Origin of the sequence: Brucepastera parasyntrophica (assembly GCF_022376835.1) — a bacterium.
Classification (GTDB): Bacteria; Spirochaetota; Spirochaetia; order Treponematales; family Treponemataceae; genus Brucepastera; species Brucepastera parasyntrophica.
On the sequence record NZ_CP084606.1, the window covers coordinates 1730469 to 1748565 of the forward strand.

Genomic DNA, 18097 nt, shown 5'->3' on the forward strand with positions numbered 1-18097 from the left:
TATTTGTATTTTTCAGCCGGACCGCAGACACAGATGTTTTGCCTGTGGCGGAATTATAAAAAACAGATAAAGCGGCAGTTTTTATTACAGCTCAATAAAAGGGACTGTTATTGACAGTATTCCGGTCACCAGTATTACTATAATAAACAGATTATACCGCAATTTGTAATTATCCAGCAAAGTCCTGTTATAATATTTATCAACGCCATTGTCTTCATACATTTCTATCAGGCCGGTAATCAGTTTTTTGCTTGCCTGTCTTCCCCGTATGAGGCCTATCTCCGAAACAATACATACCACTATCGTTAATAATACAAACGTAAACATTATAACAATATCTTTTCCGGTTGAGTGGGATATCGACGAATTTATGGCAAGCGTTATAAAATTTATTATTATTGCCGTCAGTACAAATATTGTATCTGTCCTGGCGTTTATTCTCAATTCGTCCAGAATGTGTTCATGTACTTTCTCTATCATTTTCAGTTTCCTCTCTGTTCAGTCTGATAAATACTATTGCCAGCAGAATTACCAGGGCGATAACAACACATATAATTATTCTGAACCAGAAATATTCCACGGGCTTGATTGTTATCCGGAATGTCTGGTCTTTTTCAAATTCCCCGCTTGCCGCCCGGATTGTTATAATACTATCTGTTGGAAAATAACGGGGGTCCGTATCCGATATTTCCATATTTATAACAGCGCTTTTTCTGGGGCCGATTCTGTCTATCCGTGTATTATCCAGAGTGATGTTTAAAACATCATTTTCCGATACGGTCAGTTCAAGATTATTTATAGCGGTATCTCCGTCATTGGTGACGGTAAGCTGCAATACTTCCAGTTTTGCTGACCGGATCGTCCTCGGATAACTCAGGTTGATAATCAGCCTGGTTTCTTCCGACGCGCCGGCTGAAAAACACAGGGATACAAAAACCAGCAGTATAAACAGTCGTTTCATAACTTTCACCCCTGTTCTCATTTAAAAATCCGCTGTTTGCTGTCACCTCAATTACCGGGGACAGTCTTTACAACTAATATGGTAATGGGTAACCGGTATATTTTCAAGCAGAAAATAAACGGACCTGGTTTCCGAATTGCTGGAAATTAAATTCCCGCCGGGGTCCGGCGGGAATAGGCCTATTCTTATGTTTCTTTTTTCATTATCTGCCGGACGTTCCTGGCTATCGTTTTCTGGATTTCCTTCTTTTGTTTGAGATAAGACGAATGCTGTTCAACAAAAGCGGTTTCCTTCCGCTGTATCTGATAGTTTTTCCATTGCTCCGGTGAAAGGCTCCCGTCCGCGAGCGCCGCAAGAACGGCGCAGCCCGGTTCACTTCTGTGAGTGCAGTCGGAAAAACGGCACCGGGAAAAAAGCTCTTCCAGCTCAGCGAAGGCAAGACTCATTCCTTCGCGGGAATCCCAGAGTCCAAGTTCCCGGAGGCCGGGCGTGTCTATGACAAGCGTACCGGACGGCAGCCGGAAAAGCTGCCGGTGGGTTGTGGTATGCCGGCCTTTGCTGTCATTCCCCCGGATATTCTTCACATCCATTACTGTCTCTCCCGCAAGGGTATTGAGCAGGGAAGATTTTCCAACGCCCGAAGAGCCGAGAAATACTATAGTTTTCCCCGGCTCAAGAAAAGGCGCCAGGGCATCAAGGCCGTCTCCCGTTTTGGCGCTCACGGAAATTACCGGCACATTCTTCGCGATCTTCCTTGTCTCCGCCTCCTTTGATCCCGGGTCATCGCAAAGGTCCCGTTTGCTCAGGACCACTACCGGAAAAGCCCCGCTCTGCCACGAAGCGGTCAGATATCTGGCAATACGGTTAATATTGAAATCGTGGTTCAGCGATGAAAGAATAAATACATAATCGAAATTCGCCGCGGTTACCTGTTCCCGGATGTTTTTCACATATCCTTCGGCATGGCCTCCGAAATCGGTCCGGGAAAATTTGGACCGCCTGGGTAAAAGACCGCTGATGAGAGAACTGCCGTCCGGATTATATTTGAGAATAACAAAATCTCCGGTTACCGGAAATTCCTCGCCGGACCTGAGGCTGTGATAAAAACCGCCGCCGAGTTCCGCCGGGACTTCTCCGTACCGGCTGATAACCTTATACATATTCCTGCGGATTTCAATTACCCTGCCCGGAATAAAATTTTCATTGTCAGATTTTATTTGATTCAGGAAATTTTCAGCCGCGAAAAATTCCTCATGAGTAAATCCGTAGTCCCGTAATTCTATACACATAGTGTTCCCCTGTTTTTTTCATGCCGCGCGGGCATGGATGGGCCTTTACGCTAAAGGCTTTGCAGAAAAGAGAAACCGCATATTCGAGAGATTTTACTCTGTTTGAAAATTTCCCGGTACAGGAAAAAATAACAAGGAGAAATTCCGCCGCAATATGCGGTTTTAACCGAGAACCACCACAATGGCCGTCATAATTTCCTCCTTAATAAAAGCAGAATGTATTTTTCAATAAGCCTTAGTATAAAGTGTTTATCGGAGAATGTCAAACGGGAAACCCGGACGGAACCGACTTATTATGACTGCCGGCTCTTCCCGGTTTTGCCCGGTATTTTCACACATGGTATTGTGTAAAAGCTGTAATTCTTACACATAGCAATGTGTGAAAACACGAATGTTTACACATTATCATGTGTAAACGCCAGCTCCGGAATATAGTGTTTATGGTGATAGAAATGAGAGACTTGCGTCTTCGCCGGACCAGCTGTTAGCGGTCCGGGAAAATGGATATATTTCTTTAATAAACAGAGCAGATTTATTCGCCGGCCAGAAACCTGTTGATGTTCGCGGCCGCGATACGGCCCTCGCCCATGGCCAGAATAACCGTTGCAGCGCCAAGCACAATATCGCCGCCGGCCCAAACTTTTTTCAGACTGGTTTTCTGGTTTTCATCGACAACAATATTTCCGCGCTTGGTAACTTCGAGCCCGGCGGTTGTGGCCGCCATAAGCGGGTTTGACTCATTCCCCAGAGCAACAATAACAGCGTCAACAGGGATTTGATATTCGGTTCCCGGTTTTTCCACGGGGCTGCGCCGCCCGGATGCGTCAGGCTCGCCAAGTTCATACTCAAGGAGTTCGATCGCGGTAACTTTGCCGTCTTCTCCGCCGAGAACGCGCGTGGGGTTTCTGAGATAGAGGAAGTCAACGCCTTCTTCTTCCGCGTGGACAACTTCTTCCCTGCGCGCGGGCATTTCCGCGCGAGTCCGGCGGTAAATGCAGTATACTTTTTCCGCGCCCAAACGCAGCGCCATCCGGGCTGCGTCCATGGCGACATTTCCGCCGCCGACAACGGCTACCGTTTTCGCGGGATACAGCGGCGTCGCGGCCCGCTCGGTATCATAGGCTTTCATCAGATTTGCCCGCGTCAGATATTCATTCGCGCTGAAAACCCCTATAAGGTTTTCACCTTCAATATTCAGGAATTTCGGCAGACCTGCGCCGGTCCCTATAAAAACAGCGTCAAAATTTTCGCGGTCAAGCAATTCTTCTATGGTTTCAGTTCTTCCCACAAGGAAGTTTGTGCGGAAGCTGACGCCCATTTTTTTAAGATTATCGACTTCCTTCGCCACAATCGCTTTCGGAAGTCGGAATTCAGGAATCCCGTATACCATAACGCCGCCGGTTTTGTGAAAGGCCTCAAACACCGTGACCTCATGACCGTTGCGGCGGACATCGGCCGCAACGGTAAGCCCGGCAGGCCCGGAGCCGATTACGGCGACTTTTTTTCCCGTGGCCGGCGCTATTTCAGGCTGGGTGATTTTATTATGTTCACGTTCCCAGTCCGCGACATAGCGTTCGAGCCGTCCTATGGCGACGGCCTTTTCCATATCTTTCAGGGACTTTCCTACCGTACACTGACTCTGGCATTGTTTTTCCTGGGGACAGACCCGGCCGCAGATCGCGGGAAGAAGATTTGTTGTTTTAATGGTATCAATGGCCTGCTTGTAATCTCCCTTCTGGATGCAGGCGATAAATTCAGGAATGGGAACCGAAACCGGACAGCCCGCGACACAGGGCCTGTTTTTGCACCCGAGGCAGCGGGCCGCTTCTACCTGAGTTTGAGCCTCACTGTAGCCGAGCGCGACTTCACCCATTTCGCGGGCCCGTTTGAGGGGATCGCGGGCGGGCATTTCCTGGGGAGGAATGGCCAAACGTTCCTTTACCGTAAGGTCTTTTCCCTTCAGGTCCGCCCACAGCGCTTCAGCTTCTTCTTTCAGTTCTGATTCCGTTTTATGACTCATTTTCCGGCTCCTGCGGAGGTAGCGTCTTTGTCGCCCAGTTTTTCAGCCTGCATCAGGACATGGCATTTATGGTGCTCCATATCTTCACGGTCTTTATAGGCTTTCATGCGCATTATCATATTATCAAAGTCAACCTGATGGGCATCAAATTCTGGACCATCCACGCAGACAAATTTTGTTTTTCCGCCTATGGTAACCCGGCAGCCGCCGCACATGCCGGTCCCGTCTATCATAATGGTATTGAGAGAGGCAAGCGTGTGTATGCCGTAAGGCTTTGTTGTCGCGGCGCAGAATTTCATCATGACCGGAGGTCCTATTACTACAACCTCGTCAGGCTTCGGCGTTTTTTCGCACTCTTCCTTCAGGGGTTCCGTAACAAGGCCCTTTCTTCCATAAGAACCGTCATCAGTCATTACAATAACCTCATCCGCGGCTGCCTTCATTTCATCTTCAAAAATTACCAGGTCTTTTGTTCTCGCGCCTATGATAACTATTACCCGGTTGCCGGCCTGTTTGTAGGCCTGAACAATGGGATACAGCGGAGCGACACCGATCCCTCCGCCGACGCAGACAACTGTTCCGACTTTCGAAATATGGGTCGGCTTTCCCAGCGGCCCGAGTATGGCTTCAATGGTATCTCCGGGATTTTTCAGGGCAAGTTTATGGGTTGTCGCGCCTACAGTCTGAAAAACAAGCGCGATCCACCCTTCCTCCGCGTTCGCGTCCGCGATGGTAAGAGGGATGCGTTCTCCGTAATCAATATCAATCTGGACAAGAACAAACTGTCCGGCCTTTCGGTTCCGCGCAATTTCCGGCGCGGTTACTTTCATATAGAAGACTTCTTCCGAAAATTGTTTTTTCTCAAGTATAGTGTGCATATATACACCTTTAATTTATGTTTCTGATATAAAAAAATTGACTGATTCTTTATATCAGAAACACGTACAATCAGAAATAGTCAAATAATTCAGATTATTTGACTATTATTCTCCCCGGTATTTATTCGCTTTTGTGATACGAGCCAATTTCAAAATCTGACATTTTGAAATCGCCTCATACTACAAATAATTCCATATTCTTTCAATGGCGCCCGCAGGGCGCTTTTATCTATATTTACAGAATTACGGAAAAATTTCAGACGGAGCCTCGATAAACCCGGTCTGGCTTTTTCCTCCGCCCCCCGCAGGCTGTCCGTACGCGGAGGTCTTTTCCAGGAGGGACTTCATCTCGTCATAGGGGATTTCCGTAACTTTTGACTCGGATGAAAGCAGGTAGTATTGTTCCCTGTTTTCATTTAATGGGGTAATCGCGTAGGAAAGGCTGGTTTCGGACCGCTGCGGTGTTTTTTTACCGAGTGAAACAGAACACATACCTCGGTTATATCTTCCGGAAGACTGAACACAGCCATTGCTGAGGTTTGCCCGTCGGCGTAAATTGCTACAGGGCAGAAATCGTCAAGCCAGGACTCCTCATTCACAAACAGTCCATGCATGCTTTCCTCTACCCTGGAAATATCATCCCTGTTTGTAATAATATAGGCGCAGAATTTTTCTTCTCCGGGATTTTTTTCGGCAAAATAATATATGAGCCTGTTTGACCGCTTGTTTTCCGATTTAAAAACTTTTTCCGGCTCGGTTTCTTTAACGGTCGCGCAGGAGAAGAACAAAAACAGGACCGCAAATCCCGCGATAATTTTTTTCATCTGTATCCTCCAGAAATCAGGATACCTACGTTCTAGCAGAATTTGGCTGTTTTTGCAATGACACGGCAGTGGGAAAGGTTATCAGCTGATTCCGGCATCTTCGGCAGATACTGCCGGGTGATACGATGGACTATCGTATTCACTATCGTATCAGGATATGATTGTTCCGGTAAAAAAAACACTGAGCCGATGGCGTATTGTATCAGCCGGAAAAAACCAACCCGGTCAGCATTATTTCTTCAGGGAAAGCCGGCCGCTGTTTTGAAGGCACATTCCGGCAGTAAAAGCCTGTATAAAAATTATGGAAATTCAGGCTCGATGGCCCGCATTGCTTGAAAGCGGCGGAAGGATTTAGTAATATTTGTATAAGCTGAACAGTTTTATGTGAGGAGAAATCCTGTGGCTATCCTGATAGGTTTAATTCCCGCCCTCGCGTGGGGGCTCCTTCCGATCTCAATAGCAAAAACCGGCGGCAAACCTGCCAATCAAATTCTGGGCACGACGGCAGGGACCCTTATTATTGCGCTCGCGCTGCTTGTTTTTACCAGACACGTAATTTCAGCGCGGACTTTTATTCTGAGTTTTTTGTCCGGAGCCCTGTGGGTTGTCGGACAGCTGGGACAATACCAGGCCTATACAAGACTCGGAGTATCCGGGACAATGCCTGTATCTACCGGCCTTCAGCTTACCGGAACTTCGCTGATCGGCGTGTTTGTATTCGGCGAATGGCCCGGCATTCAGGAAAAGCTGATAGGCTTTTCCGCGCTGGCGATTGTAATCATCGGAATATATCTGACTTCACTTAAAAGAAAAACCCCGGTCAGTAAAGTTGATAAAAAGTCCTTACTGATCCTTGTTTTAACTACACTCGGATATCTCGCGTACAGCTCGATTCCCAAAATCACGGACAGGGCCGGGACCGCCATATTTTTTCCCCAGGCTCTGGGAATGTTTATAGCGGCCAATATCTATATCCTATTCAGCAGGCAGACCCCGGTTTACAGGGCCGCTGTCTCCTGGAAAAATATGCTGTCCGGCGTACTGTTTTCAATAGGGGCACTCGCCTATATTCTTTCGGCCCATCTGAATGGCATCGCGACGGGGTTTGTTCTTTCGCAGTTATGCGTTGTTGTTTCAACAATCGGGGGAATTGTAATTCTCAGGGAACAAAAAACCAGGGTTGAGCTGGCCGCGGCCGGCATTGGTCTTGGCCTGATTATTCTCGGAAGCGCCGCCACGGCGTTTCTGTAACAGCAGGACCGGGACCGTTTCACATTACTTTTGCGAGAAACTCTTTTGTCCGCTGGTGTTCGGGATTGCCGAATATTTTTTCGGGATTGCCTTCTTCGAGAATCAGGCCATTGTCCATAAACAGAACCCGTGTACCGACTTCCCGCGCGAAACGCATTTCGTGGGTAACCACGGCCATGGTCATTCCCTGCTGCGCGAGATTTTTCATTACCCCCAGAACTTCCCCAACCATCTCGGGATCAAGGGCGCTGGTCGGTTCATCAAACAGCATAACGGTCGGATGCATCGCAAGGGCCCGGACAATTGCGATGCGCTGTTTTTGACCGCCTGAAAGCTGGGCGGGATGCGCATGGATTTTATCGAGCAGGTCAACCTGTTCGAGCAATTCCTCGGCTATAGCTTCGGCTTCGCCCCTTGGAAGTTTTTTTACTTTCATGGGAGCGAGTACAATATTTTCGAGAACATCCATATGGGGGAACAGATTGAAATGCTGGAACACCATTCCCATATCGCGGCGGTGAGCGTCCAGCCCGCTTTTTTTTATGGTTTTGCGGTCCGTTATTTCGGTACCTTCAAAAAAAATCCGGCCCTCATCCGGGATCTCAAGAAGATTGAGGCAGCGGAGAAAGGTGCTTTTACCGGACCCTGAAGGCCCTATGATAACCATCACTTCACTTTTGCGGATATCGGTATCGATTCCGCGCAGGACGTCAAGCTTGCCGAAACTTTTTTTCAGCCCCCGGACGGTAACAAGAATTTCTGCTTCAGTCATGGCTCCGCATCCTCCGTTCCACATGGGCAAGTAATTTTGAAAGCGGGAAAGTAAGCATGAAATATACCAGGGCGGCAACAAGCAGGGGCTCAAAGGGCTGAAAGGTATTTCCCCGTACTGTGTTCGCCTTATACATTAGGTCCGCAATCCCTATTATCGATACGATTGATGACTCTTTGATTACAACTACAAATTCATTTCCCAGCGCGGGAAGCACATTCCTCACAGCCTGGGGAATTATGATATAAACGAGCGTTTTCGGGTAGGAAAGTCCGAGGGAACGCGCGGCTTCGCTTTGCCCCTTATCGATTGACTGGATGCCGGAACGGAAAATTTCACAGACATAGGCCGCTGAATTTATGCCCATGGTAATAACGCCGGCCATGAAATCGGCAAAATTGATTCCCAGCAGCTTCGACATAAAAGGAACATCCGGAATACGGATACCTATAGCCTGCAATCCGTAATAAATGATAAAAAGCTGCACGAGGAGAGGCGTGCCCCGGATAAATTCAACATAGGCTGTCCCGAAAAACCGGAGTCCCCGGTTTTTGCTGATGCGTAAAACCGCCAGTATCATCCCGAGAAAAACACCGAATATTACCGCGAGAATGGCCAGCAGAACAGTATTTTTTGCTCCTATCAGGTAATAGGACCAGTATTTCTGGAGAAATGAAAAGTTCATATTGCACAAGTATACTCTATGACAGACTCTTTTGGAAGAATTCTTTAAAAAAGAACCGGGTTTTCTTTCGGTATTTTCTCTGAAAAGAAAGAAAAACCATGATAGGGGAAGATTGATGTAATGCAACAGTAAATAAAGGCGGCATCAATACGCAGGAAAACCTGGTTAACGGGAATGAGGACGAGGGGTATGAGTTGTGATGCAACTCAAGAAGACCCCGCAGCTGCGAAGCGGCGAGGAGGCTGGAGCAAGGGGAGCCGCGTCTGCATCGGTTCAGATTTTTGCCGGAGACCCTGAGGACGCCGGGGACAGGTGTTCCCCCTTTTTAAGATAACATCCTTAATTTATACACTGCCTATGCGTATAACTGATTGTATGACCGAATTTGTAGTTGGCTCTGTTTAATTTACAAAAAAATGCATAAAATATGCATATTTATGCACAAAAGGGCTGGACAGACCAGGAACAAAGAAGTATATATGAGGTATGGTGAAAAATCACCCGAAAGTGATTACCAGAACATAATTATAAAGACTGCAGGCTATACTATATTGAAAAGGGCAAAGGCGTTCTTTCTCGGTATTGGTGAATAAATTCCGGTATTCCGGATACCAGTTATGAGGAGACAAAGATGCCTTTTGCAAAACGACCCGGAAAATATGGACTGTATGATCCCGCCTATGAAAAGGAAAACTGCGGGGTCGGTTTTATCGCAAATATCAAAGGACAGAAAAGCCATTCAATAATTACGGACGCCGACCATATTCTGCGGAGAATGGACCACCGGGGCGCCCGGGGCGCGGAACCGAACACCGGAGACGGCGCTGGTATACTGACAGCAATTCCCGACGCATTCCTGAGAAAAGCCGCAAAAACAGAAGCCGGTATCGATCTGCCTGCCGAGGGGACATACGCGGCCGGTATTGTTTTTTTGCCCCGGAACGGGGCCGACCGCCTTGCCTGCAAAATGAGCCTCGAACATATTGCCGAAGAAAACGGTCTTTTGCCGCTGGGCTGGAGAAAAGTCCCGGTCTGCAATGAGGGACTCGGTCCTTCCGCTCTGGCAAGCGAGCCTGCAATGGAAATGTTTTTCGCAGGAGCCCCGGAGGGTATGCCGCCCGGAACTTTTGACCGCAGACTTTTTATTGCCCGCAAGCAGGCTACGCATGAACTCAGGAACGGGGCGCATGACCGGGTCAGCCATTTTTATATCTGCAGTCTCTCCCCGCGGGTCCTGGTGTATAAGGGAATGCTTTCACCTGACCAGCTGCTCCTATATTTTCCTGATCTCAGTAATCCGGAGTATGTGTCCCATCTGGCAATGGTCCATTCCCGTTTTTCAACAAATACATTTCCGTCCTGGGACCGGGCCCAGCCTTTAAGAATGATGGCCCATAACGGTGAAATAAACACGCTCAGGGGAAACAAAAACAAGATGTTTGCCAGACAGGGGAGTCTGGAAAGCGACCTCTTCGGTGAGGATATAAAAAAATACTTCCGGTAACGGAACCCGATCTTTCAGATTCCGGGACTTTTGATAATGTCCTTGAACTTCTCAGGATGGGCGGGCGGCCCCTTCCGGAAGCCATGATGATGATGATCCCCGAAGCCTGGGAAAATCATTCCGGAATGGAAGAAACAAAAAAGGCTTTTTACCGGTATCACAGCTGCATGATGGAACCCTGGGACGGCCCCGCGTCCATAGTATTTACGGACGGAACATACATTGGAGCGACGCTTGACCGGAACGGCCTCCGCCCGAGCCGCTTTTATATCACTGATGATGATATGGTAATTATGGCAAGTGAGGTCGGCGTCCTTGAAATTGACCCGGCCAGGATAGTCAGAAAAGGAAGACTGCAGCCGGGAAAAATGTTTCTTGTGGATTTCATGGCCGGAAAAATCATCGGGGACGCCGATATAAAACGGAATATTGCTTCGGCCCGCCCCTATGCCGCCTGGCTGGAAAAACAGGTGATAGCCTCTGACGCGCTCCCTCCGGGGAAAACGGAAAAAGCGTATTCCGCCGGGGTCCTCAGGCAGAAACTCCGGTCCTTCGGATATTCGGAAGAAACGCTCAAGCTGCTGCTCCAGCCGATGGCGGAAGACGGCAAGGAACCCCTGGGTTCAATGGGGAATGATACTCCGCTCGCGGTCCTTTCCCTGAAACCGAAACTGGTATACGAATATTTCAAGCAGCTTTTTGCCCAGGTAACCAATCCTCCCATTGATTCCATCCGGGAAGAAATCATTATGAGCCTCGGCTCCTTTATCGGTCCGGAGCGGAACCTGCTTACGTCTTCGGAAAAACACTGCAACAGACTCTATCTGGACAATCCGGTTCTTACAAACAGCCGTCTCGCATCCATAAAAGCGATAGCCCTGCATGGATGGAAGGCAAAAACACTTGATATAACCTTTGATCCCGCCGGGAATGGGGAAGGTCTGAAGAAGGCTCTTGAGCGGCTTGAAAAGGAAGCGGAAGCAGCTATTGATTCCGGTTACCAGCTGATAATTCTCACGGACAGAAATGAAGGGGCGGACCGGGCCGCGGTTCCCGCCCTGCTCGCGGCAGGCGCGGTGCATCAGCATTTGATACGGATTTCAAAACGTACCCGTATAGGTATTATTCTGGAATCGGGAGAACCCCGTGAAGTCCATCATTTTTGTATGCTGCTCGGGTATGGCTGTGACGCGGTTAATCCGTATCTTGCCTTTGAAGCTATTAACAGAATGAAGATTGAAGGTTTTATCAGCGGGAACTATTCCCCAAAAGATATTGAAGGCCGTTATATTGAAGCGCTTTCAAAAGGCATGCGAAAGGTTTTCGGAAAGATGGGAATTTCAACTCTGGAATCATATAAGGGAGCCCAGATTTTTGAGGCGATAGGACTCGCGGATGAGGTAATAGACCGATGCTTCGCAGGAACTGCCAGCAGAATACAGGGAGCGGGATTCACTGAACTTTCCGCTGAAATAGCCGAACGCCACAGAGGTGCCTATCCCGAACGGACAGAAACGCCCTATGATGAGTATATAACGGCGGGAGATTACCAAGTCAGGAAAGGCGGGGAAAAACATATGTGGGATCCCGAATCAATCACCGATCTTCAGCTTGCCTGCCGGTATAACGACCGGGAGGCATGGGAAAGATTTTCCGGCCGGCAGAACAACCGGTCAAAGGAACAGGCTACTATCCGCGGCCTGCTTGCTTTCCGTAAGACCAGGACCGTTCCGCTGTCAGAGGTTGAACCCGCGAGTGAAATTGTAAAACGTTTTGCGACCGGGGCAATGAGTTTCGGTTCAATATCAAAAGAGGCTCATGAAACTCTGGCAATTGCCATGAACCGGCTCGGAGGAAAATCAAATACCGGAGAAGGGGGCGAAGACCCCGAGCGGTTTAAACCGCTTCCGAACGGAGATTCAAAACGAAGCGCGATAAAGCAGGTAGCCTCGGGACGTTTCGGTGTTACCATTGAATATTTGACCAATGCTGATGAAATACAAATCAAGATGGCCCAGGGCGCGAAACCCGGAGAAGGAGGAGAACTTCCCGGTGACAAAGTTGATGAGTTCATAGCGAAAACCAGACATTCCACTCCCGGTGTAGGTCTTATCAGTCCGCCGCCCCATCACGATATTTATTCGATTGAAGATCTGGCCCAGCTTATTTTTGATCTGAAAAACGCCAATCCCTCCGCGCGCATATCGGTTAAACTTGTTTCCGAAAGCGGAGTCGGTACTGTCGCGGCCGGCGTAGCCAAAGGCCACGCCGATCATATTCTGGTTTCAGGGCATGACGGAGGGACCGGCGCGTCCCCGTACACCGGCATAAAAAACGCCGGACTTCCCTGGGAACTCGGGATCGCGGAAGCCCACCAGACGCTGGTAATGAATGATCTGCGCTCACGGGTTGTGCTGCAGACTGACGGCCAGCTCAAGACGGGACGCGACGCGGTTATTGCCGCAATCCTCGGCGCAGAAGAATGCGGATTCGCGACAGCTCCTCTTATTACACTGGGCTGCGTCATGATGCGGAAGTGTCAGAAGAACACCTGCCCGTTCGGCGTTGCGACCCAGGCCCCCCGTCTGCGCGCGAGATTCAGCGGAAAGCCGGAATATGTTGAAAACTTTTTTTATTTTGTTGCTGAAGAAATGCGGACTATTATGGCTTCGTTGGGGATCCGCACATGGAAGGAGTTAATAGGCAGAACAGATTTGCTTGAACAGGATGCAGGTGTTCTGACGGAAAAATCCCGGAATATCGATCTTTCAGCCCTTCTTGTCTCCGTAAAAAAACCGCACCCTGATACGGCAGTTTTCAATACGGTCGCGCAGGATCACGGGCTTGAAAAAGTGCTGGACCGGAAGCTTATCCTGGCCTGTAAGGATGCGATTGAAAAAGAAACGCCGGTTGAATTGCAGGAAACAATTATCAATACGGACCGGGCGACGGGAACAATGCTGAGCCACACTATATCCCTGAAAAAGGGAAACGCCGGACTCGCCGATAATACCATCCGCGTCAATTTCAATGGATCGGCAGGCCAGAGTTTCGGCGCTTGGCTCACATGCGGCATTACCTTTTCCCTGAAGGGAGACGCGAACGATTATGCGGGAAAAGGACTGTGCGGCGGGCGTATCATTATTACCCCGCCCGATGAAGCAGCCTATATCCCTCAGGAAAATATAATAGCCGGTAATGTTGCCTTCTATGGCGCGACAGGCGGCGAAGCCTATATCAGTGGAATTGCCGCGGAACGCTTCGCGGTCCGGAACAGCGGTGCGCGGCTGGTTGTGGAAGGGGTTGGCGACCATGGCTGTGAATATATGACCGGAGGAAGAGCGCTTATTCTGGGACCGGTCGGAAGAAATTTTGCCGCCGGTATGAGCGGAGGTATCGCCTATGTATATGATCCCGGCAGCCACCTTGAGTCATGCTGCAATTCCGGCCAGGTCGTGCCGGAACCGGCTGACGGTTCCGATTTGTACGAAATAAGGGAGATGCTTGAAGCGCATTATCTTCATACAGGATCCGGTGTTGCGGAAACAATTCTCGGGAACTGGGAGGTACAGAAAAAGTTATTCAGAAAAATAATACCTGAAGATTATAAAAAGGTCATGGCCTTATCGGGTGAAGAAAACCTGGGCGCGGCGCAAAAGGAGGCTGTCTGATGGGAAAGCCAACCGGATTTTTGGAATACACGCAAAAACATATCTGTTACCGAAGGCCTGAAGTACGGAGTTCTGATTTTAATGAATTTGTTTTGCCGCTCACGGAAGACGAACGCCGTGAACAGGGAGCCCGCTGCATGGACTGCGGCGTGCCTTTTTGCCAGTCAAACTACGGCTGCCCGCTGGGGAATCTTATTCCTGAGTGGAACGATCTGATTTTTCAGGGGAAAACAAAAGAGGCCTGGATACGTCTGATGAAGACAAATACCTTTCCCGAATTTACAGGGCGGGTCTGTCCCGCACCCTGTGAAGGGGCCTGTGTTCTCGGGAAAGAAGACCAGCCGGTAACAATAAAAGACAATGAACGCTGGATAACAGATATGGCATATGAACAGGGATGGATCGGGCCTGTTCCGGTTTCAAAACGTACCGGAAAAACTGTCGCCATTGTCGGCAGCGGGCCTGCCGGGCTTGCGGCCGCTGATCAGCTGAACAAGGCCGGTCATTCGGTCACTGTTTTCGAACGGGCCGACCGTCCAGGAGGGCTGCTTATGTATGGAATCCCGAACATGAAACTCGACAAAAAACTGGTGGAACGGCGGCTGGAAATAATGAAGAAAGAAGGTGTTGTTTTCAGAACCTCCGCGGAAGTCGGAACTGACATACCGGCAAAAAAACTCTGCGAGGATTTTGACGCTGTTCTTCTCGCAACCGGCTCGACCCGGCCCCGCGATCTTCCGGTCCCCGGCAGGGAATTGAAGGGAATTCATTTCGCTCTCGATTTTCTTGTCCCGAATACACAATACATTCTTGATGGGCAGCAAGCCGGTTATATCAATACTGAAAAGGAGAATGTTATTGTTATAGGAGGAGGCGATACGGGAAATGACTGTATAGGGACTTCAATCCGGCAGGGTTGTTCGTCCGTACAGAATTTTGAATTATTGCCGAAACCGCCTGCTGAACGCGACAGCTCAATGCCCTGGCCCCAGTTTCCACGGCTGTATAAATCCGATTACGGACACGAGGAAGCGCTTGCTGTTTCCGGGCGGGACCCGCGTGAATATGGCATTCTGACAAAAGAGTTTGTCGGGGATGCTAACGGGGCGGTCAAAGGGGTGCGGACAGTCAGGGTCGGCTGGAAAAAAAACACCGAAGGCAGATTCGTGATGGAAGAAATTCCCGGGACAGAGGAATTTTTTGAAGCGGACAGGGTTTTCCTTGCGCTCGGGTTTCTTGGCCCGGAAGAAAGGATTCTTGCCGAACTCGGCGTTGAAACCGACACGCGCTCAAATATCAAGGCGGAGGAGTTCAGTTACCGTACCGGTGTTGATAAGGTCTTCGCCGCAGGCGATGCCCGGAGAGGACAGTCTCTCGTTGTCCGCGCAATAGCGGAAGGAAAAGGGGCCGCGCGGGAGATTGACTGCTTTCTTATGGGAAAGACAAGACTTCCGTAAAAAGACTGTCGTCCCAAAAGGCTGTCCGGGTTAAATTACCAGGCAGCCTTTTTTATCCGCCAGACTTATAACTGCTTCAGTTCCCGAATTAAAAGCAATATAGTCGTTCTCGATACCGTCGCTGAAAATGACTCCGTTTTCACCCATGAGCGATTCAATCCGGAGCGGTTCACTTTCCGATATTTTTCCGAATACAAGGGTCGTTCCTGTTGTTTTACTTGGGAAGGGTTCTCGGACAGCAAAAACGAGTTCCCGGCTTCCCCACTTTCCAATAACCTGAGTTAATTCGGAAGGTCCGTATTCTTTTTTCTTTCTCATATTTTTCATAAAAACTTTTTCGACCATCTGTTTTCTTTCCGGAGCAGGAGAGGCACGGACAGCGGAAGGCATAGCGGCTTCCGCATAACTGTCCTGCATTAAAACTTCTTCCTCTTCAGCCAATTCTTCATCAATCTGACAGACAGCTTCATTTTCCTGACCGCTTCCGTACGGACTTCCTATCACTGACGAAGAAATCCGTTTCGCTCCCGCAATAATACTTTTCATCCAGCCTGTTGAACCGAGTCCGGTTGAAACAATAATACCGCTTGAAGACTGCGGTTCCCTGTATCCGTTATATTTAAGAATATAGCGCGCGGATATATGGGTCCTCTGTCCGATAAAAAAATCATTAACCGCATATAATTCCTGCCCGTTTTGAACTCTTGCCTTTGCCATGGTAACGGCCTCTGTTTTCCGTTTTCCGCTTATTGTTTCATCGACAATACAGGCCGCGTCAACCGGAGTAAAAGGTAAAAGAATTCCGTCCCACCGGGAAGCGTCGGGGTTTATACCGATAACAGGCTGGTCCTGTAAATACTTTATAGTGTTTGCAACAAGACCATCCTGCCCGATTACTACTATTATATCATCGGGAGCAAAAATGAAATTCGGCAAATAATTCCTGTCAAGTATCTGGATATTTGCGAGACCATCCAGCTGCTGCCTGACATTTTTTACTGAAACGCCATACTGATTGTGTTCCTGTTCATACTCGTCGAAATCGCCGCCGAGCTGTTTAATATAAAACCGCGCCTGGGAAACCGTATTCTGCGCTGAAAGAACACGCTCAAGCCGGGTCGCCCTTGTTACTATAATTACGCGGTTTTCATATTTTTTCATCAGTCTTCCATAGTCTGGTTTTCAATTATTGACGCAAGCAGATCAGGGGTAATATTCAGATTGCCTATTTTTTCCGCCCGGTCCGCCAGTCCCTGAAAAGCCATAGCCATAAGCCGTTTTGAATCCATATTCGCATTCGCGAGCGCTTTGAGAACCTCCGGGTTCATTTTTTCATATACATTCATTACACTGGACAGTGCGTACGCTCTGGCATCCGCTTCCTTTTTTTCATTATTAGTCCGGAGATCAACAAGCTCTTTTCTTTTTTCTTCCTGCTGGATCTCGAAACGCATATGTTCTTCTTCCATTTCGAGCTTTTTTTGCATCATCAGCCGCTGGGATTCCATCTTTTTTTCCTGGATCTCGCGGTTTTTCCGCTCCACGGCTATTTCAGTATTCAGTTCACTTTCTTTTATAATGCGTTCCTGTTCAATCGCATAGTTTCTGCGCAGAAAAATAGCCTGATCGGATTCCTTGAGAATCTGCTCCCTTGTTTCCGCTTCGAGGGCTTTTGCGGTTTCAGGATTAGGTTTTATTGCCGCTATTGAAACACCAAGGATTTCAACGCCAAGGGCCTTTACCATCATATCGCCGGCAAGAGTTTCATGTACCTGACGGGCAATGCTGTCCGAAGAAACTATTGCCTCCTTGAGCGTGAGGTTTTTTACGGCGCTTTTTGTCGCTATAAGGGCAAGGTTTATGAGCCGCTCCGAAAGTTTCTGCGGATCATCGGAAACATAGTACAAAGTGGAACTGTTTATTGTAAAATTAAGCATCTGCGCGGTTTTTGCCGGCTCGGAAACGCGGAACATAAGCTGTCCCTGTATGGTGAGTTCCTGAAAATCGACTGATGTTTCGCTGAACATAAACGGGGCGTCACTGCTGCCTACCGGCACCGCTACCAGTGATGTGGTACGGGCATAATAATGAAAAGAAAGGCCTTCCCCTTCCTGGATTATTTTTCCCTTTTTATATTTGAATACATATAAACCGGGTTCAAATTTTGCAAACCGAAATCCAAACATATATTCCTCCTGCTTTATTTTACGCAATGTTTCAAAAACACTGCCCCATCTGATCTATTATCTGCGATCCCCTGAAAGAGTTACCCGGTTAATCTGTTCACTTGTTATATGTTCAAGCTCCTTGAGCCGCGCAAGCGCTTCATTTTCTTCGATAAAATCACTGCACATTGATTGTGTGAAAAGAGTCGAACCTTTTCATATCTGGTAATATCCGCAGGAGAGGCCGGATATCAAAACCAGTGTAACACGGGACCCCGGGGTTTACAACATTAAAATTAGACACTGACAGAATATCAGTTAGTATATGTGTCTCTTCAGGTTTCTTGTTTCACAAAAAAATAGTATCGGGAAAAAAATGAAGAAAAAAATTTTGCGAAAATAAATATCTGGATAACCAAAAAAAATCCTTACCTCACTTTAACCGAAGTAAACAGGATGAACTTTTAGGAGCAGCTTTGAAGACAGGAAATATTTTATTACCGAAAACAAGCAGATATATTTTTCAGCATTACCCCGGAAATAGAACGGACACATTTGACGCATATAAATAAGCATTCATATTTTTTACGGAGAGCACAAAATCATGTTCAGTAACAACA

Annotated in this window: 13 protein-coding genes and 1 pseudogene; 3 read left to right on the forward strand and 11 right to left on the reverse strand. The window is 48.3% G+C overall.

Going from position 1 to position 18097, the window contains the following annotated elements; all coding sequences use genetic code 11:
• Positions 1-84 precede the first annotated feature (84 nt).
• The 7 genes from K7I13_RS08255 to K7I13_RS08285 all read right to left on the reverse strand — a co-directional run bounded on the left by K7I13_RS08255 (position 85) and on the right by K7I13_RS08285 (position 5972).
• On the reverse strand, positions 85-480 hold the full coding sequence (locus K7I13_RS08255; RefSeq protein ID WP_255944801.1) for a hypothetical protein: 396 nt from the start codon (positions 478-480) through the stop codon (positions 85-87).
• A complete protein-coding gene (locus K7I13_RS08260) occupies positions 461-961 on the reverse strand; it encodes a COG1470 family protein (RefSeq protein WP_255944802.1) in 501 nt (166 codons plus the stop codon). Before K7I13_RS08260 ends, K7I13_RS08255 begins: the two co-directional genes overlap by 20 nt.
• A gap of 185 nt (positions 962-1146) precedes the next feature.
• On the reverse strand, positions 1147-2250 hold the full coding sequence (gene rsgA / locus K7I13_RS08265) for a ribosome small subunit-dependent GTPase A (protein ID WP_255944803.1): 1104 nt from the start codon (positions 2248-2250) through the stop codon (positions 1147-1149).
• A 532-nt stretch (positions 2251-2782) separates the two neighbouring features.
• Positions 2783-4270, reverse strand: a complete 1488-nt coding sequence (gltA, locus tag K7I13_RS08270; RefSeq protein WP_255944804.1) for an NADPH-dependent glutamate synthase — start codon at positions 4268-4270, stop codon at positions 2783-2785.
• Positions 4267-5148: a sulfide/dihydroorotate dehydrogenase-like FAD/NAD-binding protein gene (locus K7I13_RS08275; protein WP_255944805.1), complete on the reverse strand. Its 882-nt coding sequence runs from the start codon at positions 5146-5148 to the stop codon at positions 4267-4269. The genes gltA and K7I13_RS08275 overlap by 4 nt, the downstream gene beginning before the upstream one ends.
• Positions 5149-5391: 243 nt before the next feature.
• The gene (locus tag K7I13_RS08280) at positions 5392-5640 is read right to left on the reverse strand and encodes a hypothetical protein (RefSeq protein WP_255944806.1); all 249 of its coding nucleotides are present in this window, start codon (positions 5638-5640) and stop codon (positions 5392-5394) included.
• On the reverse strand, positions 5565-5972 hold the full coding sequence (locus K7I13_RS08285; RefSeq protein ID WP_255944807.1) for a hypothetical protein: 408 nt from the start codon (positions 5970-5972) through the stop codon (positions 5565-5567). Before K7I13_RS08285 ends, K7I13_RS08280 begins: the two co-directional genes overlap by 76 nt.
• A gap of 399 nt (positions 5973-6371) precedes the next feature.
• On the opposite strand from K7I13_RS08285, the gene K7I13_RS08290 reads away from it, so the two are divergent.
• Positions 6372-7223 carry a GRP family sugar transporter gene (locus K7I13_RS08290; protein ID WP_255944808.1) on the forward strand — a complete coding sequence of 284 codons (852 nt, stop codon included), beginning with the start codon at positions 6372-6374 and terminating at the stop codon, positions 7221-7223.
• A 19-nt stretch (positions 7224-7242) separates the two neighbouring features.
• Here K7I13_RS08290 and K7I13_RS08295 read toward each other — a convergent pair whose 3' ends face one another.
• Positions 7243-7995: an amino acid ABC transporter ATP-binding protein gene (locus tag K7I13_RS08295; RefSeq protein WP_255944809.1), complete on the reverse strand. Its 753-nt coding sequence runs from the start codon at positions 7993-7995 to the stop codon at positions 7243-7245.
• Positions 7988-8680 carry an amino acid ABC transporter permease gene (locus tag K7I13_RS08300; RefSeq protein ID WP_255944810.1) on the reverse strand — a complete coding sequence of 231 codons (693 nt, stop codon included), beginning with the start codon at positions 8678-8680 and terminating at the stop codon, positions 7988-7990. The genes K7I13_RS08295 and K7I13_RS08300 overlap by 8 nt, the downstream gene beginning before the upstream one ends.
• Before the next feature lie 631 nt (positions 8681-9311).
• Between K7I13_RS08300 and gltB the strand changes: the two are divergent.
• Together gltB and K7I13_RS08310 are read left to right on the forward strand one after the other, a co-directional pair.
• Positions 9312-13855 (forward strand): annotated as a pseudogene (gltB, locus tag K7I13_RS08305) (glutamate synthase large subunit).
• Positions 13855-15312, forward strand: a complete 1458-nt coding sequence (locus K7I13_RS08310; RefSeq protein ID WP_255944811.1) for a glutamate synthase subunit beta — start codon at positions 13855-13857, stop codon at positions 15310-15312. Before gltB ends, K7I13_RS08310 begins: the two are co-directional and overlap by 1 nt.
• Positions 15313-15342: 30 nt before the next feature.
• On the opposite strand, the gene K7I13_RS08315 is transcribed toward K7I13_RS08310, so the two are convergent.
• Positions 15343-16473 (reverse strand): diacylglycerol kinase catalytic domain-containing protein, encoded by a 1131-nt coding sequence (locus K7I13_RS08315; RefSeq protein ID WP_255944812.1) that lies wholly within the window; start codon positions 16471-16473, stop codon positions 15343-15345.
• Positions 16473-17498 carry an SPFH domain-containing protein gene (locus tag K7I13_RS08320; RefSeq protein ID WP_255944813.1) on the reverse strand — a complete coding sequence of 342 codons (1026 nt, stop codon included), beginning with the start codon at positions 17496-17498 and terminating at the stop codon, positions 16473-16475. The genes K7I13_RS08315 and K7I13_RS08320 overlap by 1 nt, the downstream gene beginning before the upstream one ends.
• Positions 17499-18097 lie beyond the last annotated feature (599 nt).

What these genes read in the sequence shown, in the direction of transcription:
- K7I13_RS08255 (WP_255944801.1), bottom strand. Translation starts at nt 480, where the DNA reads ATGATAGAGAAAGTACATGAACACATTCTGGACGAATTGAGAATAAAC.
- K7I13_RS08260 (WP_255944802.1), bottom strand. Translation starts at nt 961, where the DNA reads ATGAAACGACTGTTTATACTGCTGGTTTTTGTATCCCTGTGTTTTTCA.
- rsgA (WP_255944803.1), bottom strand. Translation starts at nt 2,250, where the DNA reads ATGTGTATAGAATTACGGGACTACGGATTTACTCATGAGGAATTTTTC.
- gltA (WP_255944804.1), bottom strand. Translation starts at nt 4,270, where the DNA reads ATGAGTCATAAAACGGAATCAGAACTGAAAGAAGAAGCTGAAGCGCTG.
- K7I13_RS08275 (WP_255944805.1), bottom strand. Translation starts at nt 5,148, where the DNA reads ATGCACACTATACTTGAGAAAAAACAATTTTCGGAAGAAGTCTTCTAT.
- K7I13_RS08280 (WP_255944806.1), bottom strand. Translation starts at nt 5,640, where the DNA reads ATGTGTTCTGTTTCACTCGGTAAAAAAACACCGCAGCGGTCCGAAACC.
- K7I13_RS08285 (WP_255944807.1), bottom strand. Translation starts at nt 5,972, where the DNA reads ATGAAAAAAATTATCGCGGGATTTGCGGTCCTGTTTTTGTTCTTCTCC.
- K7I13_RS08295 (WP_255944809.1), bottom strand. Translation starts at nt 7,995, where the DNA reads ATGACTGAAGCAGAAATTCTTGTTACCGTCCGGGGGCTGAAAAAAAGT.
- K7I13_RS08300 (WP_255944810.1), bottom strand. Translation starts at nt 8,680, where the DNA reads ATGAACTTTTCATTTCTCCAGAAATACTGGTCCTATTACCTGATAGGA.
- K7I13_RS08310 (WP_255944811.1), top strand. Translation starts at nt 13,855, where the DNA reads ATGGGAAAGCCAACCGGATTTTTGGAATACACGCAAAAACATATCTGT.
- K7I13_RS08315 (WP_255944812.1), bottom strand. Translation starts at nt 16,473, where the DNA reads ATGAAAAAATATGAAAACCGCGTAATTATAGTAACAAGGGCGACCCGG.
- K7I13_RS08320 (WP_255944813.1), bottom strand. Translation starts at nt 17,498, where the DNA reads ATGTTTGGATTTCGGTTTGCAAAATTTGAACCCGGTTTATATGTATTC.